We start from the raw sequence: 24874 nt of genomic DNA on the forward strand, positions 1-24874 counted from the left end.
ACCCCCTGGTGCTTGCTCGTGAGTCGGCGCACTGTCCCCACAGTGCGAGACCCATTGACCCGAGCGCTTCGCGGCTAACTATCTGCCATGGGTCCACTACCGACCACTGCCGGTAGATCTCAATTCAGTCACGGATCGCGGCTGGACCTTCCAAAATCTGGACAAACTGTTCGATGAAAGAAGCCACGAAACGGACTTGTTACATGGGTATCGGGCAGCGATGTCCGCATGCCGGACATAGGGCGCCAGAAAATGGGTTGCAAAAAGCCCGGGCACCCCCACGATGGGGGCACCCGGGCTCAACTGCCGGTGGATCAGCCGTGCTTGGCGCGGCTCGCGGCGCGCGCCCGCTCCCGCTGGTCGAGGTTGACCTTGCGGATGCGAACGGCCTCCGGGGTCACCTCGACGCACTCGTCGTCGCGGCAGAACTCCAGCGACTGCTCAAGGGAGAGCTTGCGCGGCGGCACGATCGCCTCGAACGAGTCGGCCGAGGACGACCGCATGTTCGTGAGCTTCTTCTCCTTGGTGATGTTCACGTCCATGTCGTCGGAGCGCGAGTTCTCGCCGACGATCATGCCCTCGTACACCTCGGTGCCCGGCTCCGTGAAGAGCACGCCGCGCTCCTGGAGGTTCGTCATCGCGAACGCGGTGACGGCACCGGAGCGGTCGGCGACCAGCGAGCCGTTGTTGCGCGTCTGCAGGGTGCCGAACCAGGGCTCGAAGCCCTCGTGGATCGAGTGGCCGATGCCGGTGCCGCGGGTCTGGGTCAGGAACTCGGTCCGGAAACCGATCAGACCGCGGGACGGCACGACGAACTCCATGCGGACCCAGCCGGAGCCGTGGTTCGACATGTTGTCCATGCGGCCCTTGCGGACGCCCATGAGCTGCGTGACGGCACCCATGTGCTCCTCGGGCACGTCGATCGTCATGCGCTCGACGGGCTCGTACGTCTTGCCGTCGACATCCTTGGTGACCACCTGGGGCTTGCCGATGGTCAGCTCGAAGCCCTCGCGGCGCATCTGCTCGACCAGGATGGCCAGCGCCAGCTCGCCACGGCCCTGCACCTCCCAGGCGTCGGGGCGCTCGGTGTCCAGGACCCGGAGGCTGACGTTACCGATCAGCTCGCGGTCGAGCCGGTCCTTCACCTGGCGGGCGGTGACCTTGCGGTCCTTCACGGCCGCCTTGGCGTCCGCGCCCTTGCCGGTGCCGCCCCGGCCGACCAGCGGGGAGGTGTTGGTGCCGATGGTCATGGAGATCGCGGGCTCGTCGACCGTGATCAGCGGCAGCGGGACGGGGTTCTCGGTGTCGGCGAGGGTCTCGCCGATCATGATGTCCGCGATACCGGCGACGGCGCAGATGTCACCGGGGCCGGCCTTCTCGGCCGGCTTGCGGGTGAGCGCCTCGGTCATCATCAGCTCGGAGATGCGGACGTTGCTGATGGTGCCGTCGCGCTTGATCCAGGCGACGGTCTGGCCCTTGCGCAGCTCGCCCTGCTCGACGCGGAGCAGCGCGATACGGCCGAGGAAGTTGTCGGCGTCGAGGTTGGTGACGTGGGCCTGGAGCGGGGCGGCCTCGTCGTAGGTCGGGGCCGGGATGTGCTCCAGGATCGTGGAGAAGAACGGCTCCAGGCTGTCGCTGTCGGCGGGGACGGTGCCGTCTTCCGGCTTGGTCAGCGAGGCGACGCCGTCACGGCCGCAGGCGTAGACGATCGGGAACTCGATCTGGTCCTCGTCCGCGTCCAGGTCCAGGAAGAGGTCGTACGTCTCGTTGACGACCTCGTCGATGCGGGAGTCCGGGCGGTCCGTCTTGTTGATGCACAGGATGACGGGCAGGCGCTGCTGGAGGGCCTTGCGCAGCACGAAGCGGGTCTGCGGCAGCGGGCCCTCGGAGGCGTCCACCAGCAGCACGACACCGTCCACCATCGACAGACCGCGCTCGACCTCGCCACCGAAGTCGGCGTGGCCGGGGGTGTCGATGATGTTGATGGTGATCGGGTCCCCGCCGTCCTTGGGGTGGTACTTCACCGCCGTGTTCTTGGCGAGGATCGTGATGCCCTTCTCACGCTCCAGGTCGTTCGAGTCCATGACCCGGTCGTCGACCTGGTCGAGCTGGTGGGCGGCGAACGCGCCGGCCTGCTTCAGCATGCCGTCGACGATGGTGGTCTTGCCGTGGTCGACGTGAGCGACGATGGCGACGTTGCGGATGTCGTGGCGCGTGGCCATAGGTTGCCGTACTCCCGGAGTGTGAGGAAAGCCTGCGCGTACGTCTGCGTTACGCGGGCCTTGCCGGGCTTGACATGCCACGGCCTCACCCCATGTTACGTGGCCTCGGCAGCTGGGGCTCGCCGGGCCGAACGATCCGCTCTACCCCTTGGTGGGAGCCGCCGAAACCTTCGCCCCCTTCTTCAGGAATCCCATGTCCTCGTACACGGGCGTCTGAAAACCGAACGCACCCACGTTGACCAGGTTCTTCCGCACTGCCACCAGCTGGGGCCGCTGATACAGCGGAATCGACCCGGCCGCCGCCCAGATCCGTGCGTCGGCCTTGCGGATCAGCGAGACCGCCTCGCCCTCGTCCAGGGTCGCCGCGGCCTGGTCGAGGAGCTGGTCGACCTGGTCGGTCCCCACGCGTGTGTAGTTCTGTTCGACGTTCACCGAGCCGTCCGCGGCCGGCACCGGCTTCGCGAAGACCGGCCGGTCGTCCGTCGCCGGGAACGCGGAGGACGGCCACGAGTACAGCGCGAGGTCGTAGTCGCCGGAGGCGATGTGGTCCTTGAAGTAGCTCTCGTCCGAGACCTTGATGATCGTCGTCCGGATGCCGAGCCGGTCCAGCATGGCCGAGATCCGCTCGGCGACCGAGTTCAGCGTCTCGGAGCCGGAGCCGGACGGGAGCACGAAGCGCAGCGCGAGCGCCTTTCCGTCCTTGGCGAGCGGGGCCGCCGGCGCGGCGCCGGGCGCGGCCGTGCCCTTGGGGGCGTACGCGCCGGGCGCTCCCCCGTGCCTGCCCTCCTGCACCAGATGCCGGTCCCCGTCGTCACCCCGGCCCCCGTTCTTGCCGTCCCCGTTCTTGTCGTCCTCGCCGACGATGTACTCGCCGTCCTTGCCACCGTCGGACTTGTCACCCTTGTCCCCCTTGCCCTCCTCGCCGCTCCTGCCCCCCTGGTCGCTCTCGGAGCCGGCGGCCTTCTCGCCCTTCTTCGCCGGCTTGACCGGGCCGCCCGGCACCCAGCCGGCGTCGCCGAGCAGCGCCTGCGCCGACTTGGCGTCCTGGCCGCCGACCGCGCCGCTGTTGTCGGCGTAGGCGGCCTGCCCGGCCAGCGCGAGATGGCTGCCGACCGGGACGGCGGGCAGGCCCAGCGGGGTGAGCACCAGCCGGGCCAGCTCCTTGCGGTCCAGGGCACGGGCGACGGCCCGGCGGACGCGCTCGTCGGCGAGGGGACCCTCGGAGCCGTTCAGGGCGAGCTGGGTGTAGGCGGGCTCCAGCGACCTGCGCACCTCGACGCCGCGCAGCGCCAGCTGCTCGTCCAGGTACGCGGCGATGGCCTTGCGCAGCTCCTTCTTGCCGGCCTTGGCCGAGTCGGCGCCGAAGTCGTGCGCGAGCGCCCAGGCGCGCAGCTTCTTCACGGACGTCCGGCCGGAGCCCTGCAGCGGGTTCACGGTGCCGTGGGCGGCGAGCCCGATCCGCTGGGCGTCGGCGGGGTCGACGTCGGCGACGTCCACGCTGCCGTCGGCGAGCGCCGCGGCCCGCTTGTCGCGGGGTACGGCGTGCAGCACGATCTCGGACAACTTGGCGGACCTGCCCCACCAGCGCGGGTTGCGGGTGAGGACGACGTCCTTGCCGGCGGTGTCGACCTTGTCCACCGTGAACGGGCCGGCGGTGACCTTCAGCTTGCGGCGGGCCTCGTCGTTGAAGGCGGCCGGGGTGCCCATGACCTCCTTCGGGTACAGCGGCGAGAACAGCGACTTCCAGTCGGCGTAGGGGCGGGAGAAGGTGACCCGGACCTGGAGGTCGCTGGCGCCGCGCTCGATCTTCTCGATGCGGTCGTAGCCGGCGTTGCGGGCGGTCCAGTAGGCGCTGTTTTTGCCGGACAGGGCACGCCACTGGGCGAGGAAGTCGGCGGCCCCGATCTCCCGGCCGTCGCTCCAGACGGCCTGCTGGTTCAGCTTGTACAGCACGACCTGGCGCGGCTCGGTCTCGATGACCTTGGCCGACTCCAGGTAGGCGGGGTTGGGCACCGGGCGGCCCGCGGCATCCAGCCGGAACATCGACGGCAGCACGGCCTGGGCGATGCGGTTGGTGCCGGCGTCGGCGTCGGCCTGGAAGGCGTTGAGGGTCTCGGGGACGGCGTCGACGGCCCACTTCAGGACGGCGCCGTCGGCGACCAGGTCCCGGGCGGCGGGGACGATGTCCTGCCCGGCGAGGGGCTTGCCGGCTTTGTCCTCGTCCGCGCCGCAGCCGGCGAGGAACGGCACGGCCAGCACGCCCGCGGCGAGAAAGGCGGTGACGCTCCGCTGGAGGCGCGGTGAGGGGTGGTGCCGCGATGCGCCGTCGGTCGTCCGCGGGCCCGTCGTGGCCGCTCGCGCAGTTGCCCGCGCCCCTTGGGGGCGCTGCCCTGCCCTCGCCGACTGGGCGCCGACGCCGTCGTGGGACATCTCTGCTACCTCCGGGAAGCCGCGAGCGTTATGATCACGTTTGGCGGTATATGGAGCTGATCAGATCTATGCGGCCCACTGAAGAGGAAAGGATCCGGCAACAGCGGGCGACACGACGACGACGGGCGGTAACCCCACCCGTGTGGCGCAACACAACCGGTGATGCACCCATACGCCTCCGCCAATCGCTGCACATGACTTCACACCGGCAGGTGTGAAGCGCAACACTCCAAGGCGCATGAACGTTGCCGCCCAGGGCCCGCCGGACCCGCGGAAGTGAGGGCAAGTCATGTCCGTGCACGACGACATCACCTCGGTCCAGCGCTCTCTCGACGACCTGTACCGGTCGCTGGGGCGCCTGGAGCACCAGCTCGGCAGCGGCGGCCTGGAGATGCGCCGGGTCCGACTGGACGCCGACCATCTGCGCGAGAGCGTGGCGCTGCTGCGCGCGACCGCCGACACCTCGGACGCGCCCCGCCGCCCCGACCTCGTCACCATCTCCGACGCGCCCTACGACATCAGCCTGTGGACGGACACGGACGACGAAGGCCTGGGCGCCCGCGACCGCCGCGCCCCCTGACCCCCGACCTACCGGAGTCCCGCCTTGGCCACTGGTACGGAACCCCAACAGAACAGCGGCGGCGTACGGACCGGTACGCGCGCCGCGATCACCGCCCCGCATCTGCGGACCGACCGCTGGTGGCTGGCGCCCGCCGTCACCGCGGCCGGTCTGTTCGCCTTCGTCGTCTACTCGACCTGGCGGGCCTTCGCGGACGCCGACTACTACGCGGCGCCGTACGTCTCGCCGTTCTACTCGCCGTGCCTGGCGCAGAACTGCAAGACCATGCACGCCGGCCCGAACGCCGACCTCTTCGGGAGCTGGTGGGGCATCTCCCCCGCGATCATCATCCTGATCTTCCCGCTCGGCTTCCGGCTGACCTGCTACTACTACCGCAAGGCGTACTACCGCAGCTTCTGGGCGTCCCCGCCCGCCTGCGCGGTGGCCGAGCCGCACAAGAAGTACACCGGCGAGACCCGTTTCCCGCTGATCCTGCAGAACGTCCACCGGTACTTCTTCTACGCCGCCCTGCTGGTCGCCGGCGTGCTGTCCTACGACACGGTGCTGTCCTTCCGTGACACCCACTACCGGTGGGGCCACATGGGTCTCGGCACCCTCGTCTTCCTGGTCAACATCGTGCTGATCTGGGCATACACCCTGTCCTGCCACTCCTGCCGGCACATCGTCGGCGGCAAGCTCAAGCACTTCTCGAAGCATCCGGCGCGCTACAAGGCATGGCAGTTCGTGGGCAGGCTCAACGCCCGCCATATGCAGCTGGCCTGGGCGTCGCTGCTGAGCGTGGCGCTCGCCGACTTCTACGTCTATCTCGTCGCGTCCGGGGTCTTCGCCGACCCGCGCTTCTTCTAGAGACCCAGTGAGGATCTGAGCCGATGTCCGTGGTCGACCGCCAGGAGTGGGACGTCGTCGTGGTCGGTGCCGGCGGCGCCGGGCTGCGCGCCGCGATCGAGGCGCGCGAGCGGGGCGCCCGTACGGCGGTGATCTGCAAGTCGCTGTTCGGCAAGGCGCACACGGTGATGGCCGAGGGCGGCATCGCCGCGGCCATGGCCAATGTCAACGAGCACGACAACTGGCGGGTCCACTTCCGCGACACCATGCGCGGCGGCAAGTTCCTCAACCAGTGGCGGATGGCCGAGCTGCACGCGCAGGAGGCCCCGGACCGGGTGTGGGAGCTGGAGACCTGGGGCGCGCTGTTCGACCGTACGAAGGACGGCCGGATCTCCCAGCGCAACTTCGGCGGCCATGAGTACCCGCGCCTCGCCCACGTCGGCGACCGTACGGGCCTGGAGCTGATCCGCACGCTCCAGCAGAAGATCGTCGCGCTGCAGCAGGAGGACTTCAAGGAGACCGGGGACTACGAGTCCCGGCTGAAGGTCTTCCAGGAGTGCACGGTCACCAGGATCTTGAAAAACGGCGATCGTGTTTCCGGCGTCTTCGCCTACGAGCGCGAGAGCGGCCGCTTCTTCGTCCTGGAGGCCCCCGCGGTCGTGGTCGCGACGGGCGGTATCGGCAAGTCCTTCAAGGTCACCTCGAACTCGTGGGAGTACACCGGCGACGGCCACGCGCTCGCGCTGCTGGCCGGAGCGCCCCTGCTCAACATGGAGTTCGTGCAGTTCCATCCGACGGGCATGGTCTGGCCGCCGTCGGTGAAGGGCATCCTGGTCACCGAGTCGGTGCGCGGGGACGGCGGGGTGCTCAGGAACTCCGAGGGCAAGCGGTTCATGTTCGACTACATCCCGGACGTGTTCAAGGAGAAGTACGCGGAGTCGGAGGAGGAGGGCGACCGCTGGTACGAGGACCCGGACCACAACCGGCGCCCTCCCGAACTGCTCCCCCGCGACGAGGTGGCCCGCGCCATCAACGCCGAGGTGAAGGCGGGCCGCGGCTCGCCGCACGGCGGGGTCTTCCTGGACGTGTCCACCCGGATGCCCGCCGAGGTGATCCGGCGCCGGCTGCCCTCCATGTACCACCAGTTCAAGGAGCTGGCGGACGTCGACATCACCGCGGAGGCGATGGAGGTCGGGCCGACCTGTCACTATGTGATGGGCGGCATCGCGGTCGAATCGGACACGGCGGCGGCGCGCGGGGTGCCGGGCCTGTTCGCGGCCGGCGAGGTGGCCGGCGGTATGCACGGCTCGAACCGCCTGGGCGGCAACTCCCTCTCGGACCTGCTGGTGTTCGGGCGCCGGGCGGGCTGGCACGCGGCGCAGTACGCGCAGGCACACGAGCGCCCGCCGGTGGACGACGCCCAGGTGAACGCGGCGTCCGCGGAAGCCCTGCGGCCCTTCTCGGCGGAGGCGGACCGGGCGGCCGAGGAGGGCCCGCCGGAGAACCCGTACACCCTGCACCAGGAACTCCAGCAGACCATGAACGACCTGGTCGGGATCATCCGCCGCGAGGGCGAGATGGAGCAGGCCCTGCACCGGCTCGGCGAGCTGCGGGCACGCGCCCGCCGGGCAGGGGTCGAGGGCCACCGCCAGTTCAACCCGGGCTGGCACCTGGCCCTCGACCTGCGGAACATGCTGCTGGTCAGCGAGTGCGTGGCCCGCGCGGCGCTGGAACGCACCGAGTCGCGCGGCGGCCACACCCGCGAGGACCACCCGACGATGGACCGCGCCTGGCGCAATGTGAACCTGCTCTGCGCGCTCGCCGACCCCGCCGGCGGCCTCGCGGCGACCGACCCCGGCCGCGGCCAGATCCGCCTCACCCGCGAGAACACCGACCCCATCCGCCCGGACCTGCTCGCCCTCTTCGAGAAGGAGGAGCTGGTCAAGTACCTCGCCGAAGAGGAGCTGTACGAGTGAGCAGCTACGAGGCCCGCTTCAAGGTGTGGCGGGGCGATGTCGAGGGCGGTGGCCTCGACGACTTCACGGTCGAGGTCCACGACGGCGAAGTGGTCCTGGACATCGTCCACCGCCTCCAGGCCACCCAGGCGCCCGACCTGGCCGTGCGCTGGAACTGCAAGGCCGGCAAGTGCGGTTCGTGCTCGGCGGAGATCAACGGCCGCCCGCGCCTGATGTGCATGACGCGCATGTCGGTGTTCACGCGCGAGGAGACCATCACGATCACCCCGCTGCGCGCCTTCCCGGTCATCCGCGACCTGGTGACCGACGTCGGCTTCAACTACCAGAAGGCCAGGGAGGTCCCGGCCTTCGTGCCGCCGGCCGGTGCCGGTCCCGGCGAGTACCGGATGATGCAGGAGGACGTGGACCGCTCGCAGGAGTTCCGCAAGTGCATCGAGTGCTTCCTGTGCCAGGACACCTGCCATGTGGTGCGTGACCACGAGGAGAACAAGACGGCGTTCGCGGGCCCGCGCTTCCTGATGCGGATCGCGGAACTGGACATGCACCCCCTGGACGCGGCGGCGGAATCCGGCCTGGACCGCAAAAGCACGGCCCAGGACGAACACGGCCTCGGCTACTGCAACATCACCAAGTGCTGCACGGAGGTCTGCCCCGAGGGCATCAAGATCACCGACAATGCCCTGATCCCCCTGAAGGAACGCGCGGTCGACCGCAAGTACGACCCGCTGGTGTGGCTGGGCTCGAAGATCAGGAGACGGTCTTCGTGACGGCACGGCCGGGTCGCTGGGCCAGCATCTGCAGGCCCAGCCCGGCCATGAAGCCGAGCCAGCCGAGCCAGGGCAGGAAGCCGTACTGCTCCGGGGCGAGCGGACCCAGGGAGCCGAGCGGGCCGAGGTAGAGGAACACCGGCCCGCCGGAGGCCGCGAGGAGACAGCCGTAGCCCCACAGCCTGGGGCGCAGCACGCGGGCGCGACTCCAGGGCACGACCCAGCCGGTCGTGATGCCCGCGATCCCGGCCGCGCCGAGCAGCCCGTAGACGACGGCGGCAGCCGGCGCCAAGAACATGTCCATGGCGATCATGTTCCCACCAGGCCGAGCACCGCCGCCAGATTGTGCCCGGCGATACCGCGCATGGATTCCGCAAAGGGAAAGTTCGGCTCCGCTCAGCGAACCCAGTTTTCCCGGTAGGCCCGCCAGTCCGCCTCCGTCGCCGCGAAGTCGACGTACAGGGCGACGCCGAAGCGGACGCGGTCGGCGTCGGTGCGGGACAGGCCGAGGCGGACACCGCGTACGGCGGCCGGGACGGTCTCCGCGTGGGCCCAGTGGCCGAAACGGTTCTCGTGGTAGAAGGGCAGGCCCATGAGCAGATCGGTGGTGTCCGGCGTGACCTCCAGGGCGAGGCTCGTCTGCTGGGCCACGTAGCCTCCGTAGAGACTCCGCAGCGGCTGCATGGTGTCGTACGACATGACGGCGATCTGGTCCACCCGGCGGGCCACCTGCCCGAAGAAGGCCTGCGACCACCACTTGGGGTGCCCGGTGGTCGCGCCCCAGAAGGAGTGGAACGCGGGCAGCGGGTCGATCTGGTGGGCGGCGACGGAGAGGACGGCGTGCCGGGCGTGGGTGAGGGCGCGCAGGTCGTCGAGGAGGGCGAGGTAGTCGCGGTCGCCGGAGTGCAGCGGCTCCAGGTCGAAGTGCACCCCGTCGAAACCGGCGGCGAGGACGTGACGGGTGGAGCCGAGGATCGCGGCTCGGGTGGCGGGTCGGTCCAGGTGGAGCCCGTCGGGGCTCTCGGTGGCCAGCTTGTCGCCGAGCCAGGCCTGGACCCGGACGCCGGGTGCCGCGCGGTGCAGCGCCGATATCAGCCGCCGGGCCTTCGGGTAGGCGGAGCCGGGGAGCGTGCCGTCGTGCTCCAGCGGACCGGAGTGGACGTACAGGTCGCGGATACCGGTGTCTTTCAGCCGGCGGGCGAGGGCCTGGACGTCCTCGTCCGTCTTACGGCCGTCGACCCAGGCGTGGCCCAGCCAGAGGGCGTCCTGGTGGCGGGTGGTGGTGCCGGGTTCCGGGGTGCCGGTGTAGTTGAGGCGGAGGGCTGTTTCGGCGGTGAGGAAGGGGAGGAGCAGGAGGGTGAGGGCGGCGAGGGTGTGACGGAGGGGGCGGCGGCGGACGCGGTGCAAGAGGGCGCCGACCACTCCTCGGGGATCCACTCCTCTGGAGTCCGCTCCACTGGGATCCACCCCTCTGCTGTCCACTCCTCTGCTGTCCACTCCTCGGGTGTCCATTTCTGACCGCCTGTCCGTCTCGTCCCCCACCCGTATCCGCCCCGCTCGCGAAGGCGCCTACCTGCCCATACGCTCCGAAATGTGACGTCCTCCCTGATTCGGGGCCGACCTCGGAGCGCCACGGCGCACATATGGGTGCGGGTGGCGTATGCCGTGCTGGGCACCGTGGTCGGGGTCGGCTGGCTGGTGTTGCCGGTGATGACGGTCGGTGCGCGAGATCCGGTTCCGGCGGCGCCCGCCGGGACGGTCGCGGGTGCCGCCGCCGTCTCCGCGCCCTCCGTCTCCGCCCGCGCCTCCACCGTTGCCGCGCCGCAGCAGGGCGGGACGTCCGCCGCCGACCTGGTGCTGCCGCTCGTCGCGGGGGTGGCGGCCGTGGTGCTGGCCGGATACGGCTACCTGCGCCGCACCCGCCGTGCCCGCACCCGTACGACCCCCGGAACCGTCTCCCCCGCCCCGCCGACCCCCACCCCGGCCGACTTCGAGCGCCAGGCCCGGGCGGCGCTGGTCCTGGCCGACGACTGCGTACGGACGAGCCGGGAGGAACTCTCCTTCGTCCAGCAGAGGTTCACGGACGCCGAGACCCAGCCCTTCGTGCATGCCCTGCGCGCCGCCGAGACCGAACTCACGGCCGCGTGCGCGATCTGGCGGCGGTACGAGCAGGGGGTGCCGCAGGACGCCGCCGCGCGCCGGCAGGCGCTGGTCGGCGTGGTCGGCCGGTGCGCGGAGGCGGGCCGCCGGCTGGACGCGGAGGCCGCCGCGCTGGACGTGCTGCGGGAGCTGGAGGGGCCGGGGCTGGCCGGGGCGCTGGAGACGGCCGAGGGACGGTTCCGGGAGCTGACGGCGCGCACGGTGACCGCCGAGGAGACCCTGACCGCGCTGCACGGCCACAGCACGCCCACGGCCACCGCGCCCGTCACCGGGTACGTCGAACAGGCCAAGGACCGCCTGGTGTTCGCCACGGTTCAGCTCAACGAGGCCCGCCAGGCGGCCGACGCGGACGCCGGCGAGCGGGCCGCCGGGCAGCTGCGCGCCGCCGAGGGCGCGGTGGCCCAGGCCGAGATCCTGGTGACCGCGGTGGAACGGCTCGCGACGGAGCTGCGGGAGGCGGCGCGACTGGTGCCGGCCGCCCTGACCGGCGCCGAGTCGGTGCTCGCGGCGGCCCGGCACGGGGGCGCACACAAACCTCTGACCAACGGCGAACTGCGGGCCCGGCTGGCCCACGCGGACGCCGTACTCGCCGCCGTACGGGAGGAACTGACGACGGGCCCGTACGACCCGCTGGACGCCCTGCGCCGGATCGCGCGGGCCGTGGAACGGCTGGAGACGGGCCACTTCGGCGCGCCGGCCGCAGCGGCGCTGCTCGTGGCGCGGAGCTCCGTCGCCGGGGCGGACGACTTCATCGCGGTGCACCGGGGCGCCGTGGGCCCGGAGGCGCGGGTCCTCCTGGCGGAGGCGGAGCGGGAGCTGGGCGCGGACCGCGCCGAGGGCGCCGACTCCCTGGCCCGCGAGGCCCGGGACCTGGCCGAACGGGACGTACGAGCCCACGGCAACCCCTACGCGGGCACCGCCGGAACCGAGCCCGGACTGGCCGGTGCGGTCCTGGGCGGCGTACTGCTGGCGGAACGACAGGACGGAGGCCCCCCGACAAGCTTCGGCGGCCCGACCACACGAGCACGTCACGACGCACCACGCCCCTGACTCCCCGTAAGTGCAGTTGGAGAAGGATTACGGTGCGCTGAAGAAGGACGCCGGGAACATCCGCTCCGCGGGTGAAGCTGGCGGATCTCAAGCGTGAGGCCACGTCGTTCGTCGACTCGGTCAAGGATGATCACGACTGGGAGTACGACGAGGACAAGGTCAAGAAGAACAACCAGCTCCGTGACGATGTCACGGCGGCGGTGGCCGCGTTCTGGGCGGCGGCAGCGGCCTGGGCGACCACCTGCCCGGCGGCACCGCCGACCACCTGCCGGGCGGTCGGGCCGACGCCCACACGCCGACGAACAGCGTCGACACCCACGCCCCCGCCGGCACCGGCGACCACGCGGTGCCCGCTCCCGGGTCGGGCGACCACGTGCCCGGTGGCCACACCGGCGACGTCAACACCCCCGGCCACGGGCTGCCGGGCCACGGCGGCGACACCCACCTGCCCGGCCACGGCGCCGAACCACACACCGGTCCGGGCGGTGCCGGCGGGATCGGCAATGACGCGCTCGACCACGCAGGAGGTGCCGGCGACGACGCGACGCACGGCACACACGGCCCCGCGCACCATGCGGACGAAGCGGCACGGCACCGTGCGGAATACGAGGCGGCCCGCGAGAAGCCTGCCGAGCAGCGGACGGCCGACGAACGGGCAGCGATCAGCCGCGAGCACGTCCGGCTCGCCAACGAGGACCCGGCCTGGCGCGCGGAGCACTACGACAAGTGGGGGCCCGGCAAGCGCGACAGCGTCGACAGGCTGGTCGACGGCCAGGAACTGCCGCAGCTCACCGAGAAGCCGGGCGGCGGCTGGATGGCCGCCCACGACATGCCGCACGGGCCGTCGGAAACCAAGTTCAACCCCACGCCTCTCGGCCCGGACTCGGCCCCCGAGCACAGTCGTCCGGACCTCAACGAGGCGGCGCGGAACCGCAGGCTGTCACTGAACCTGCTCAACGCCGAAAAGGCCTTCGACGCACTGCCGTCGACGCCGATCCCGATCCGCTCGACCCGACCGCCCATGACGGCGGAGCCCAGGGTATGAAGGTGAAGCAGGGAACCAGGCCATATATCCGCACGATCCTGGCCGAGATGACCAATCGTGGTGGAAAGGATGCGGAAATCGCCTCGAAGCTCCGTACCGCGCTGCGTGAGGGCAAGCTGCAGTACGTGCTGGTGAAGGCGGTTGACAACACGGGCCACACCTACGCCGGAGCCGTCATGGAACACTTCACGTTCCAGTCCGAGGAGAGCAAGTGGTCACCCGCATCCCCCGCCATGAGTTCCGCACAGACAACGCGGAGGAGCTCATGGCGCCGATCATCAAGGGCACGAAGGACGTACTCGACCACGTCGAGACCTCGGAGGACGATCGTTACGACGCGCTGCCGGCCACGCTCACTCTCGCGAAGTGGCGCTGCCTGACCAACCCAACGGCCGGTGAGTTTCCGACCTGGGAAGCATGGGTCACCGCCATGCAGGTCGGCTGCGGGCTCTTCGCCGCCGGTACGGCCGCCGAGGGGCCCGTGCCCTGCCGTGTCGGCAGCACGGGCGAGGTGAAGCACCTTCCCGCCACCGGCCCCCAGGACTATCTCCACGCGGGCAACTGGCTCACCTCCTTCTCCCTCGCGGTGATCTGCCGCGAGAACGACCGGGTCAACCAGCTGGCCCAGGTGCCCGTCTCCTTCCTGCGTGCGTCCGGCGCGGAGTTCGACGAGTACCTCTACGCCTGGGTGGAAACCCTGCAGAACTTCTGGTTCGGGCGACAGGAGACCTGGGACACCCTGACCACCGCCATCAACGGCACAGCCCCCGAGGCCGCCCGGATCGCCGGCCCGGAACTCATGCTGAAGATCCTCTACCCGCCACTCGAACTCTTCCACCGCTATCTGCGCCGGGAGACCGAACAGTTCAACGCGTCCCTGGTGGACGCCCTCACCTGGCACAAGGAGTACTGGACCGCGAACGAGGCCCGCTCCCTGAGCGGCGAAGGGCTGGTCGCCCTCGCTCCGCTCGCCATCGCGTGCATGGCCCACGACGCCGACATGCCGATCGACGTCGAGTCCGAGTACCTCCCGAGGGCCCTTCTGAAGCGCTCCTGGGTCGGCGAGTACCAGACCTGAAAGCGCTGAGGGGCCCCGGATCCCGGAGCTCCTCCGCGCCCTCAAGGGTGCTCATCCGCACGTCAGAAGAGACTCAGCAGCGCCTCCGCCGGGTCGGTGAGCCCCGTCTCGCCCCCTGGCAACGGCAGCTCGAACCACACCGTCTTGCCGCGCGGCGTCCGGCGGGAACCCCAGGCCGCGCTGAGCAGGCCGACGAGTTGGAGGCCCCGGCCGCCCTCGTCGGTGTCCCGGGCGCGCCGGCGCCGGGGCTGGACCAGCCCGGAGTCCCAGACCTCGCAGACCAGGGTGCGGTCCAGGAGGAGCCGTAGGCGGATCTCGCCCTCGCCGTACCGCAGGGCGTTGGTGACCAGCTCGCTGACCAGGAGTTCCGTCGTGTCGACCAGGGGCTCCAGGTCCCAGCTGAGCAGTTGGGCGCGGGCGTACTCGCGGGCCCGGCCCACGCTGCGTGGCTCGCGGGGGAGCGTCCAGTCGCCGACCGAGTCGGCCGGCAGGCCCTGCACCCGGGCCATCAGCAGCGCGATGTCGTCCTCGCCGTGGTGGGTGTCGAGGGTGTTGAGGACGTGGTCGCAGACGTCCTCCAGGGGACGGGAGGGGTCCGTGAGGGCGCCCACGAAGGCCTGCAGGCCCTCGTCCAGGGGATGGTCGCGGGATTCGACCAGGCCGTCGGTGTAGAGGGCCAGCAGCGCGCCCTCGGGGAGTTCCACCTCGACCTCTTCGAAGGGCTCGCCGCCCACGCCGAGCGGCATGCCGGGCGGCACGTCCAGCATCAGGGCCGGCTCACCGGGCTCGACCAGGACCGGTGGCAGATGGCCGGCGTTGGCGAACGTACAGCGTCTGGTGACGGAGTCGTACACGGCGTACACACAGGTCGCCAGGTAGACCTCGGAGAGGTCGGCGTCCCGGGACTGGCGGGCCGTGCGCGTGGCCTGCTGGACGCCGCCCGGGGTGCCGAGTCCGCGGGCGATCTCGTCCAACGCCGAGAGGACTTCGGCCGGTTCGAGGTCCAGCAGGGCCAGCGTGCGGACCGCCGTGCGGAGTTCGCCCATGGCCACCGCCGCGCGCAGACCCCGGCCCATCACGTCGCCGACCACCAACGCCGTACGGTGGCCGGGCAGTTCGATGACGTCGAACCAGTCGCCGCCGACCTCGGTCGCCGCGTTGCCGGGGAGGTAGCGGCAGGCGATGTCCAGGCCCGAGGCCTCGGGGGCGCCCGGCGGCAGGAGTGACCGTTGCAGGATCAGGGCGCGCTCGTGTTCCCGGCGGTACAGGCGCGCGTTGTCGATGCAGACGGCCGCACGCGCGGCCAGCTCCACGGCCAGGTCCCGGTCACGGTCGCCGAACGGCTCGCTGCCCTTGGTGCGGGCGAACCGGGCGAGGCCGACGACGGTGTCATGGGCGACCATCGGAACCGCCAGCGTGGACTGCACGAGGCTCCCGTCCTCCGCGGGGACGCGCTGCGGGCGGGCGGTGCGCAGGGCGTCCGCGCAGGGCGAGTTGAAGGGGAAGTGGTGGACCGCGCCGACCGCGACGGGGTCGCCGGAGTCGCTGAAGGGCGCGTCGGACACGGCGCTCGCGAAGGCGACGCGGCGCAGTTCGGCGCTGCCGTCGGTGAGGCCGGGCGGGGTCTCGTCGCCGGTGAGCAGGCCCTGGTAGAGGTCGACGGTGGCGAGGTCGCAGAAGCCGGGGACGACCACGTCGAGGAGTTCCCGGGCGGTGGTCTCCAGGTCGAGGGAGTTCCCTATGCGGGCGCCGGCCTCGTTGAGCAGGGCGAGATTGCGCCGGGCGTTGGCGGCCTCGCGGGCGGCGGCTCGGCGGGCGGTGATGTCGGTGCCGAGCCAGGCGATGCCGATGGGGCGCCCGGTACCGCCGTGCACCCGGTAGAGGTTGACGGACCAGTGCCGGCGTTCCTCGGAGCCGGGGACATGACCCGTGACATGCATGTCGGTGATGGACTGGCCGGTCTCCAGGACCCGCCGCAGCGTGGCCGAAACCCGCTCTGCCTCGCCGCGCGGCAGATAGTCGTGCACGCCGTTGCCCCGGTGGTCGTCCGGGGTGCCGCCGAAGATGGAGGCGAACCGCTCGTTGGCCCGACGGACCCTCAGATCGATGTCGATCAGCAGGAATCCGAACGGGGACTGCCCGAAGATGGCCTGCGAGGCGGCCAGATCGGTCTCGATGCTGCGCAGGGTGCGGACGTCCACGACGATGCAGACGGCGGCCTTGTCCCCCTCGGCGGTGCGGGTGGGCATGACGTAGACCTCGGCCAGGCCCTCCTCGCCGCGCGAGCCGTCGGCCTGGTCCGGCATCCGGAAGGGCACGACCCCGGTCCACTCCCGCCCGTCGAGAATCTCGGCCATCTTGCGCTGGCCGCGCTCGCGCAGATCGGGGTCGATGAAGGCCTCTATCGGATCCATGCCCACGGCGCGTGCGGCGGGGATGCCGAAGAGCTGCTCGGCGCGCAGACTCCACTGGTCGACCAGCCCACCGGGGCTGATGGAGAAGGACGCGACCTTGATGTAGTCGTAGATCGAACCGGGCGGACTGCTCTGCCACATGGCGTCGCCGGGTGCCGCGGCGGCCTCCGCGGCCGGGTCCCTCGCGCCGTCCGACGGGTCCTCGGACTCCGTGGCCTTCGCTGGTATCTCGCTCACGCGAACCGTCCCCTCCAGCTCACCGCACCCGGCACCGGTCACCGGAGGCGGCTGCCCGCAGTATCCAGCACTACGGCGCCGCACGACACGGTGTTCACGATCACAGCTCGGTCCAGATGATTTCAGGACCGTTCCGCGACAACACTTCCACTCTTCTAACCAGGGAACACGCCCTCGAATCACGCACTCCGGGGTCGACCGTGCGCCCGGGGCGCACGAGGGGCTCACCGCCGTCCCCCGTACACCCCCTGCTCCCCTCGTGCTTCCGCGGATGCTCCCGGCTCAGCCCGGCACCGCCAGCTCGAACCAGACGGTCTTTCCGCTCGCGCCGGGCCGGGTGCCCCAGCGGCGCGAGGAGCCGGCGACCAGTTGCAGACCGCGCCCGCTCTCGTCCTCGTCGCGGGCGACGCGCTCGCGCGGCGGGTCGGGCAGCGGGTCGGAGACCTCCACCAGCAGGGTGTCGGCCAGGCCCACGGGGCGTACGAGCCGTACGCCGATGGGGCCGGTGGCGTGCCGCAGCGAGTTGGTGACCAGCTCGCTGACCAGCAACACGGCAAGGTCGGCAAGGCAGTCGAGGTCCCAGCCGTGCAGTTGCCCGCGGACCGCGGCGCGTGCGGTGCGTACGGCGCCCGGTTCCGCGGGAAAGCTCCACTCGGCGCAGTCGCCATCGGTGTCGATCACGCCGATCACTTCCCAGGCCAGCGAGCCCACCCATGTCCGGTTTCATGGGGTTAATGGGCACATACCCGATATCCCGGGGGCAGTACCGCGCGGGAGGGCGCACAGTGGCACGAATGGCTCCGCGGGTTCCGCCGTGCGCCCAAGAGCCCGGGGGGTGCGGGTGATGCGGGTGCTGTGCGGGTGCTGTGCGACTGCGGGTTCGTCTCGGCCGGCCGCGGCCCGCGCCCCTAGCGGGGGCTTCGCCCCGCTTTCGATCGGGCGGTTACCTCCTGGACCGCCGGGACGTCCTGGTCGAGCCAGTTCACCTCCCAGATCTGGTCCGGGGTCAACCAGCGCAGCTCGTCATGGTCCTGGAGGGGCCGGGGCGGGGGCGAGCCGGGGCGCAGGCGGGCCGTCCACACCTGCAGGACGTACGGCGCCCGCAGCGGCCACTGGCCGGGTACGCGCTCGACGGGTTCGGCGTCGATGCCCAGTTCCTCGCGCAGTTCGCGCACCAGGGCGTCCTCGGGCCGCTCGCCCGGCTCGGCCTTGCCGCCGGGCAGCTCCCAGCGTCCGGCGAGGTCGGCGGGGGCGCTGCGGCGCGCGGCGAGCAGCCGGCCGCCGTCGAGCAGGGCGGCTCCCACCACCACGATCCGGTCCGCCTCGGGTGTCATCCGGTCCGTCATGGGCGTCATGGGGCGGAGCCTACGGGAGGGTCCGCGGGGTCAGTTGCGGCCGCCGTCCCCGTTCTGACCGATGCGCTCGACCCAGTAGAGCTGTTTGTGGCCCCGGTCGTCGAGGCTGTCGGCGATCTTCTGAGCCTCGGCGCGGGTCGCGTACCGCCCGACGCGATAGCGATTGCCGTTGTCGTCCTGCCGTATGACGATCCAGGGCAGGGAGACCGTCCCCTCACTCATGGCCCCCACCGCCCGCGTTGCCCCTTCTTGCACCGCCCCGCCCTCCCCCACGCTCGGCCGAGCTCGCCCGCGGGGATCCCCGTCCCGTCCCGGGCCCCGGTCGCGCCCCGTATAAGGAAACCGCAATCCGCATATGCCCGAGCGTACGCCCAACCTTTACGCAGCGAATACGCCTTTTCACAAAGAGGTACGCAACCAGCCAGAACACCGGGGGCGCACGGGAGTGAACGCGCCGTTGTGAGCGCCGCCCTCCCGAGTCGTAGGCATATCCGAGTGACCCGTGTTCACCTGGGAAAACGGCCGGATTGCAGCACCCGTCCGACCCGCGACCGAGGCCGCGCGACCGGGACATGGGGCCCGGGCGCGCCAGGGTGTGCGCTACCTCACTCAGCGAGGCGCGCGCACCGGCGCGAAAGACCCGGCGGCCACTTCGCCGGCAGACTCGGCCGTACCCCCTGCCTCGCGAACCCGGCCGTCACCTCACCGGCAAGTGGTACGCCACCCGGTACCGGTCGGCCGGGATGACCACATCGGCCGTCTCCACCGGGCGGCCGGAGGCGTAGTACGTGCGCTGGACGACCACGACCACATGGCCCGGGACCCCGCCCAGCACATGCAACTCCTCGGCGAGGCCGGGGCGGGCGCCGACCTCCTCGGTGACGTTGTCCACGATGACGTCGATGGCGCGCATGCGCTCGACCACACCCATCCCGCCGAGCGGCCCCTCCTCCGGCAGCATCACCGGGGTACGGCCGGTGACGGCGAGCGGCTCCCAGGACGTGGAGAGCATCATCGGCTCGCCGGCCTCCCGGAAGAGGTACTTGGTGCGCATGACCCGGTCGCCGACCTGGATGGACAGCCGGTCGGCGATCGCGGTCCCGGCCTCGGCCTGCTCGCTGCTCGACTCCCAGGTGCCGCGCACCGCCGCGTCGGCCTGCTCCTGCCGGAAGGGCGTGGCACCGCCGGTCGGGCGGTACCCGGAGCGGGCCACCCGCCGGGGCACGGGCCGCTCGCGCACATACGTCCCGGAGCCGGAACGGCCCTCGACCAGCCCCTCGGCCATCAACACCTTGCGCGCCTCCAGCGCGACCGTGTCCGAGACGCCGTACTCCTCGCGGATACGGGCCTGGGAGGGCAGCCGGGTGTGGGGCGGCAGTGAACCGTCGACGATCTTCTTGCGGAGATCACCCGCGACGCGCAGGTACGCCGGCTGCTCACCGAAAGTCACTGGCCGCTCCCATCAGGTTGTACAGACAGCAACAGCCTGGCAACCGTGGGTTGTGCCACGCAAGCAAAGGCCAGAGAATCACTCGATGTGATGACAAGGGGGGTGGGAGGGCTTTACCCAGGCACTTTCTCCCCCGTATAGGTGCGCTCACACCTGACGTCGCGTGGCCGAAAGGGCCGTGGCCCCGTGTCGATGGCCGCTACGGCGGCAACACCCGGGGACCGCCCGGCTGTTGGGGGTACGGCGGTGACACCGACGGGCCCCGCGGGCGCGGGCGGAGTGGCCGAAACGGGGCTTCTGGCTGGTGGGGCCGGAGGGCGGCGGCAGGGACACCGGTACCGTGCTCCTGGGCCGGGCGGCGACAGCCCGGGACCGCTGAACGGCCGGTGGCCCGGCGGACGTACCACTGGGCGCAGGGCGAGCGGGGCGGAAACGGGGGCGGAATGAGGGTGGGGACCCTGACCGGGGGCCGGACGGGCGGCAACGCCGGTACCGGGGGCCGGGCGGGCGCCGAGGTCGTCCGGGCCGTGAACGGACTCACCCGGCGCTGGGCGGCGACCGCGCGCGGCGGCACGGTCTTCTCGGCCGCCGGGGTCTGGCCCCTGCTGGCCTTCCTGGCCGACGGCGCGACGGGCCCGGCACGGACGGAGCTGAGCGAGGCCCTCGGCCTGCCGGCGGATCAAGCGGCGGGCGCGGCCCGGGAGTTGCTCGGCGCGCTGGCCGCCCTGCCCGGCGTGGACACCGCCGTGGGCCTGTGGACCAAGCGGACGCTGAAGCTGGTCCCGGAGTGGAAGGCGGGGCTGCCCGCCGAGGCGCACGGGGTGCTCACCGGGGACCTCGCGGCGGACCGGCGGGCGCTGGACGCCTGGGCGGCGGAGCGGACCGGCGGACTGATCGGCGCGATGCCGGTCGCGCCGATCGAGGACACCGAGCTGGTGCTGGCCGGGGCACTGGCGCTGCGGACCCGCTGGCTGCGGCCCTTCACGGAGGTGCCGCTGGAGACGGCGTACGCGCCCTGGGCCGACGTCGAACGGCTGGGCCTGCGCCGGACCAGCGCCGTACTGGACCGGGTCGGGGTCGCCGGCACACCCGACGGCTGGGTCACCGAACTGAAGGTGCTCGGCACGGGCGGGCTGGACGTCCATCTGCTGCTGGGCGAGGAGGGGATGGCGCCCGGCCGGGTGCTGGGCGCCGGCGTGGACCTGCTGCACCGGCCGCGCACCGTCGTACCCGGCTCCCGGCTGCCGTACGGCGAGGCGGGCCCGGGGCTGCGGGTGGTCAAGGAGCGGTCCGCACGGCGCGAGCCGCCGACCCTGGACGTGGTGACGGCGGCGTACGACGTGACGGCGGACCACGATCTGCTGGCGCGGCACGAGCTGTTCGGCCTGACGGCCGCGCGGGACACGAGCGCCGGGCACTTCCACGGCGTCAGCGCCGCCCCGCTCGCCGTCGGGGCGGCCGGGCAGAGCGCCCTGGCCCGGTTCGGGGCACTGGGCTTCCGCGCCGCCGCGGTCACGGCGTTCGGGGCGGTCGGGGCCGGCCTGCCGCCTGCCCTGCGGTATGTCACGACACGCATCGACGCCACCTTCGACCGGCCCTTCGGCTTCCTCGCCCTGCACCGGCACTCACGACTGGTGCTGGCAGCGGGATGGGTGACAGATCCACTGCCGTTCCCGCAGTACCCGGACGGGAAGCACATGAACAACGCGTGGGAGAACGACGAGTGAGCAAGGTGACCGCCGAGACGGTACGCCAGGTGAACGGGCTGACGAGCCGCTGGGCACAGACCCTGCCCGAGGGCACGGTCTTCTCCGCGCCCGGGGTCTGGCCCCTGCTGGCCTTCCTGGCCGACGGCGCGGCGGGCCCGGCGCGCGCCGAGCTGGCCGGTGCGCTGGGCGTGCCGGCCGAGCAAGCGGCCGGTGCGGCACGGGAGTTGCTGGTGGCGCTCGCCTCGGTGTCCGGCCTGGACGCGGCGCTCGGCCTGTGGACGTACCAGGGGCTGGCGCTGCGCGACGAGTGGCGGGCCGGGCTGCCCGCCGGGACGTACGGGGTGTTCGGGGACGACCTCGTCACCGCGCAGGAACGGCTGGACGCCTGGGCCGCCGAGCGGACCGGCGGGCTGGTCGAGCGCATGCCGGTGACGCTGACCCGGGACGCGCGGATGGTGCTCGCCAGCGCGCTCGCGCTGCGCACGACCTGGCGACAGCCCTTCGACGAGCAGCCGCTCAGGCCTCAGGCGGGCCCCTGGCAGGGCCGTACCCTGCGTGGGCTGCACCGGCGCAGCCCACGGCCGGACCGGGTGGGCGTGACGGGCACGCCGGACGGTTTCGTCACGGCGCTGACGGTGCCCGGTGACAACGGCATCGACGTCCATCTGGTGCTCGGCGAGGAGCACATGACGCCGGGGCAGGTGCTGCACGCCGGGGTGGGGATCGTGGAGCGGGCGCTGCCGCTCACCGGGGGTGGCGGGCTGCCGCACGGGCATGTGGGGCCGGGCCTGTACGTGGAGCAGCAGCCGGCCGTCGAGCCGACGCCGCTGACGCTGGATGTGCGGACGGTGGCGTACGAGGTGCGCGCCGATCACGATCTGCTCGCCCTGGCCGGGCTGTTCGGGCTCACGGCGGCCGCCGACACCCACCACGGCCACTTCCCCGGCATCAGTGACCACCCCCTCGCGATCGGCCAGGCCCGCCAGTCGGCGCTGGCGCAGTTCGGTCCGCTGGGGTTCCGGGCGGCGGCGGTGACGGCCGTGGCGGTGCCGTACGGCAGCGCGCCGCCGCAGTACCGCTACGAGTCGACGGTCGTGCGGGCCGTCTTCGACCGCCCCTTCGGCTTTCTCGCCGTCGACCGGGAGTCCCGGCTGGTGCTGGTGGCGGGCTGGGTGACGGATCCGGCGCCGGAGCCCGTCATGAACTTCCCGGGCGCTGTTCCTCCAGGACTCTGACACAGCGGGCGATCAGCCCGGTCAGCGCGTCCCGCTCCGCCTCGGTGAACTCCGCGCCGAGGGCCCGCTCGACGCGTACGGCGGCGGTGTCGGCCGCAGCGAGGACGGCGCGGCCGGCGTCGGTGAGGCGGGTCTCCAGGACGTTCTTGTGCCACTCGTGCGGGCTGCGGGTGATCAGACCACGGTCCTGGAGGTTCTTCAGGACCGTGTTCATGGTCGGCGGGGTGACCCCGCACAGCCGGGCGAGGGCGGCCGCGGAGATGCCGGGGTTCTCGTCGAGGTGGAGCAGCGCGGCGTACTGGGCGACGGTCACGCCCGCGGGCTTCAGGACCGCCGCCTTGGTCGCGTTGAGGGCCTGCTCGGCCCGCTTGAGATGGGAACCGAGGCGCTCGGACGCGGGCATGGAGGTCACCGGACCACATTAATGCCTTGGCCAGGATGAATACTCTCCGGGCGATTAATGCACTAGCGATGATTAGAGTACTAATATAGCTTTGCCTTCGCCATCCAGTGAGTAGCCGAACCGAGAGGCGCCTGTCGTGTCCCGTTCGATCCACCGCCGTACCTTCCTGACCGGCGCCGCCGCCGCGGCCGTCGCCGTCGCCGCGCCCCGGGCGGCCGCGGCCGCCGGCCCCCGCATCTCCACCGCCTTCACCCTCCCCGACGACCGCGCCTACCCCGAGGGCATCGCCCTCGACCCCCGCACCGGCGACGCGTACGTCGGCTCCTACACGACCGGCGCGATCTACCGCGCCACCGCCGGCAGCCGCGCCGCCGAGGCATTCCTGCCGGCCGCCGAGATCTTCCTGCCGGCCGGCACGGACGGCCGTACGACGGCCAACGGCCTGAAGGCCGACCGGGCGGGACGCCTCTGGGTCATCGACCACACCACCGGGATCGACGTGTACGACCTGCACGACCGCTCCCTGCTGGCCCGCTTCGAGGCACCGGAGGGCGACCAGCACTTCCTGAACGACCTCGTGATCACGGCGGACGGCACGGTGTACGCGACCGACAGCGTGCGTCCGGTGATCTACCGGATCACCCCGGCCGACCTGGCCCACGCCCGGGGCGGCCGGGCACCGCTGACAGCGACGTACGACCTGAGCGGAGCCGTCCCCTCGCACGGGCCGAACGCCTACACCCTCAACGGCATCGCCGCCGACGCCACCGGACGCCTGCTGTTCGTCGTCGACATGACCGGCGGCGGCCTGTACCGGGTCGACGTGACCGACGGCTCCGTACGCCAAGTCGCCCTGCACGGCGGCAACTTGCTGCACGGCGACGGCCTGGACCTGTCCCACCGCACCCTGTGGGCCGCCCACAACGCGAGCAACACCCTGACCCGCTGGCACCTCTCCCCCAACGGCACCGAGGCCCACCTGACCCGCACCCTGACCACCCCCACCCTCCAGATCCCCACCACCCTGGCCCACACCCCCCACGGCCTCCTCGTCGTCCGCTCCCAGTTCGACAAGGGCGGCCCGATGGGCCAGGGCACACCGACCCCGCCGTTCACGGTGGCGCGGGTGACGGGGATGTGACGCGGCGAGGGAAGGGGGGCGGACTCGGCGGGGCTGGTTCCTCCTGTGTCGCTCCGCCGGCGGCTCCTCGCATGCGTCGTGGCACCACCGGTGGGGCGGCCAGGCCGCAGGGGAGGGCGCATGCCGGGTGGCGACGACGCCGAGGACCGAGAAGCTGCTCTGGCCGCGTTACGCGAGGAACTGCGCTACGCCCTCGGTCCCCTCAACAAGGCCGGGCTCGGCTTCCTGGCCCGCTCCCTGCAGCGACACGGCCAGCCGGAATCGCTCGACCGGCTCGCCCGGCGAGCCATCACCACCGCGAGTTCGCTGACGGGCTCGTCGTTCCTCGGTCTGCTCCAGGTGTTCCGCGCGCACGGCTGGACCCACTACGCGCAGGCCCTGACCGAGCAAGCCGCCGAGCACCTGGAGCAGACCGAGGCCGCCGAGCGTCTCAAAGCCATGGCACCACCGAGCCGCCCAAGCCCACCGGCTCCCGACGCGAAACCGGCATCGCCACCTGCACCGCCACGTGCGCACAACCCGTACGGCTTGAAGACCGACGGTGCTCCGGCCCGCCCCTGGAGCTGGCGCGACCTCGACCGCCCCGCACGTCCCTCCCGAACGCAAGCCACCGCCCTCCGCAGGCCCGCGCCGCCCCGGCCCCGTGGCCCGCGTGGGAGCGCTACGCCCACAACTGACCTGTAGACGAGACAGTGCCCGTCATCGATCCGCCTCGACCACGCCCGAGGCAAGTGATGCCCCTCGCCTACTGAGAACTTGACAAAGCCCCTAGCTCGCAGCAATGAACCACTCACGCA

22 protein-coding genes are annotated in these 24874 nt (G+C 71.7%); 11 read left to right on the top strand and 11 right to left on the bottom strand.

Features of this window, described 5'->3' with window-relative positions; genetic code table 11:
- Positions 1-314: 314 nt before the first annotated feature.
- Positions 315-2222 carry a translational GTPase TypA gene (gene typA, locus AB5L52_RS16080; protein WP_351021026.1) on the bottom strand — a complete coding sequence of 636 codons (1908 nt, stop codon included), beginning with the start codon at positions 2220-2222 and terminating at the stop codon, positions 315-317.
- A 141-nt stretch (positions 2223-2363) separates the two neighbouring features.
- The gene (locus tag AB5L52_RS16085; protein WP_369364659.1) at positions 2364-4652 is read right to left on the bottom strand and encodes an ABC transporter substrate-binding protein; all 2289 of its coding nucleotides are present in this window, start codon (positions 4650-4652) and stop codon (positions 2364-2366) included.
- A gap of 289 nt (positions 4653-4941) precedes the next feature.
- On the opposite strand from AB5L52_RS16085, the gene AB5L52_RS16090 reads away from it, so the two are divergent.
- Genes AB5L52_RS16090 through AB5L52_RS16105 form a run of 4 tightly spaced genes read left to right on the top strand, consistent with a single transcriptional unit; the run spans position 4942 to position 8800 of the window.
- Positions 4942-5232, top strand: a complete 291-nt coding sequence (locus AB5L52_RS16090) for a hypothetical protein (protein ID WP_351021030.1) — start codon at positions 4942-4944, stop codon at positions 5230-5232.
- Between the two features lie 24 nt (positions 5233-5256).
- Positions 5257-6078, top strand: a complete 822-nt coding sequence (locus AB5L52_RS16095) for a hypothetical protein (protein WP_369364661.1) — start codon at positions 5257-5259, stop codon at positions 6076-6078.
- Positions 6079-6101: 23 nt separating this feature from the next.
- On the top strand, positions 6102-8033 hold the full coding sequence (locus AB5L52_RS16100; RefSeq protein ID WP_369364664.1) for a fumarate reductase/succinate dehydrogenase flavoprotein subunit: 1932 nt from the start codon (positions 6102-6104) through the stop codon (positions 8031-8033).
- Positions 8030-8800: a succinate dehydrogenase/fumarate reductase iron-sulfur subunit gene (locus tag AB5L52_RS16105; protein WP_351021036.1), complete on the top strand. Its 771-nt coding sequence runs from the start codon at positions 8030-8032 to the stop codon at positions 8798-8800. Before AB5L52_RS16100 ends, AB5L52_RS16105 begins: the two co-directional genes overlap by 4 nt.
- Here AB5L52_RS16105 and AB5L52_RS16110 read toward each other — a convergent pair.
- A complete protein-coding gene (locus tag AB5L52_RS16110) occupies positions 8781-9104 on the bottom strand; it encodes a hypothetical protein (RefSeq protein WP_351562002.1) in 324 nt (107 codons plus the stop codon). The genes AB5L52_RS16105 and AB5L52_RS16110 overlap by 20 nt on opposite strands.
- A gap of 92 nt (positions 9105-9196) precedes the next feature.
- Complete coding sequence (locus tag AB5L52_RS16115; protein WP_369364668.1) at positions 9197-10312, bottom strand: hypothetical protein; 1116 nt, start codon at positions 10310-10312, stop codon at positions 9197-9199.
- Positions 10313-10393: 81 nt separating this feature from the next.
- Here AB5L52_RS16115 and AB5L52_RS16120 point away from each other — a divergent pair, with 81 nt between their 5' ends.
- Positions 10394-12010, top strand: a complete 1617-nt coding sequence (locus AB5L52_RS16120; RefSeq protein ID WP_369364671.1) for a hypothetical protein — start codon at positions 10394-10396, stop codon at positions 12008-12010.
- A 130-nt stretch (positions 12011-12140) separates the two neighbouring features.
- Here the strand turns inward: AB5L52_RS16120 and AB5L52_RS16125 are convergent, their stop codons facing one another.
- Complete coding sequence (locus AB5L52_RS16125) at positions 12141-12353, bottom strand: hypothetical protein (protein ID WP_369364673.1); 213 nt, start codon at positions 12351-12353, stop codon at positions 12141-12143.
- Positions 12354-12356: 3 nt separating this feature from the next.
- On the opposite strand from AB5L52_RS16125, the gene AB5L52_RS16130 reads away from it, so the two are divergent.
- Complete coding sequence (locus tag AB5L52_RS16130; RefSeq protein WP_369364675.1) at positions 12357-13055, top strand: hypothetical protein; 699 nt, start codon at positions 12357-12359, stop codon at positions 13053-13055.
- A gap of 211 nt (positions 13056-13266) precedes the next feature.
- A complete protein-coding gene (locus tag AB5L52_RS16135; protein WP_369364677.1) occupies positions 13267-14133 on the top strand; it encodes an immunity 49 family protein in 867 nt (288 codons plus the stop codon).
- Between the two features lie 62 nt (positions 14134-14195).
- On the opposite strand, the gene AB5L52_RS16140 is transcribed toward AB5L52_RS16135, so the two are convergent.
- From AB5L52_RS16140 to AB5L52_RS16160, 5 genes are all read right to left on the bottom strand, one after another.
- On the bottom strand, positions 14196-16784 hold the full coding sequence (locus AB5L52_RS16140; RefSeq protein ID WP_351021047.1) for a SpoIIE family protein phosphatase: 2589 nt from the start codon (positions 16782-16784) through the stop codon (positions 14196-14198).
- A gap of 282 nt (positions 16785-17066) precedes the next feature.
- A complete protein-coding gene (locus tag AB5L52_RS16145; RefSeq protein WP_351021049.1) occupies positions 17067-17495 on the bottom strand; it encodes an ATP-binding protein in 429 nt (142 codons plus the stop codon).
- Between the two features lie 197 nt (positions 17496-17692).
- A complete protein-coding gene (locus tag AB5L52_RS16150) occupies positions 17693-18130 on the bottom strand; it encodes a (deoxy)nucleoside triphosphate pyrophosphohydrolase (RefSeq protein WP_351021626.1) in 438 nt (145 codons plus the stop codon).
- A gap of 39 nt (positions 18131-18169) precedes the next feature.
- Positions 18170-18361 (bottom strand): SPOR domain-containing protein, encoded by a 192-nt coding sequence (locus tag AB5L52_RS16155; RefSeq protein ID WP_076091109.1) that lies wholly within the window; start codon positions 18359-18361, stop codon positions 18170-18172.
- A gap of 475 nt (positions 18362-18836) precedes the next feature.
- The gene (locus AB5L52_RS16160; protein ID WP_351021051.1) at positions 18837-19589 is read right to left on the bottom strand and encodes a GntR family transcriptional regulator; all 753 of its coding nucleotides are present in this window, start codon (positions 19587-19589) and stop codon (positions 18837-18839) included.
- A gap of 527 nt (positions 19590-20116) precedes the next feature.
- Here AB5L52_RS16160 and AB5L52_RS16165 point away from each other — a divergent pair.
- Together AB5L52_RS16165 and AB5L52_RS16170 are read left to right on the top strand one after the other, a co-directional pair.
- Positions 20117-21316 (top strand): serpin family protein, encoded by a 1200-nt coding sequence (locus AB5L52_RS16165; protein ID WP_369368889.1) that lies wholly within the window; start codon positions 20117-20119, stop codon positions 21314-21316.
- A 5-nt stretch (positions 21317-21321) separates the two neighbouring features.
- Positions 21322-22533 (top strand): serpin family protein, encoded by a 1212-nt coding sequence (locus tag AB5L52_RS16170; RefSeq protein ID WP_369368891.1) that lies wholly within the window; start codon positions 21322-21324, stop codon positions 22531-22533.
- Here AB5L52_RS16170 and AB5L52_RS16175 read toward each other — a convergent pair.
- Positions 22496-22936 (bottom strand): MarR family winged helix-turn-helix transcriptional regulator, encoded by a 441-nt coding sequence (locus tag AB5L52_RS16175; protein ID WP_369368893.1) that lies wholly within the window; start codon positions 22934-22936, stop codon positions 22496-22498. The two genes, AB5L52_RS16170 and AB5L52_RS16175, sit on opposite strands and share 38 nt — an antisense overlap.
- Positions 22937-23072: 136 nt before the next feature.
- Here AB5L52_RS16175 and AB5L52_RS16180 point away from each other — a divergent pair, with 136 nt between their 5' ends.
- Complete coding sequence (locus AB5L52_RS16180) at positions 23073-24077, top strand: SMP-30/gluconolactonase/LRE family protein (protein ID WP_369364684.1); 1005 nt, start codon at positions 23073-23075, stop codon at positions 24075-24077.
- 120 nt (positions 24078-24197) lie between these two features.
- Positions 24198-24761, top strand: coding sequence for a hypothetical protein (locus AB5L52_RS16185; RefSeq protein ID WP_369364686.1), 564 nt, complete (start codon positions 24198-24200; stop codon positions 24759-24761).
- Positions 24762-24874 lie beyond the last annotated feature (113 nt).

The sequence above is a fragment of the Streptomyces sp. CG4 genome (genome assembly GCF_041080655.1).
Classification (GTDB): Bacteria; Actinomycetota; Actinomycetes; order Streptomycetales; family Streptomycetaceae; genus Streptomyces.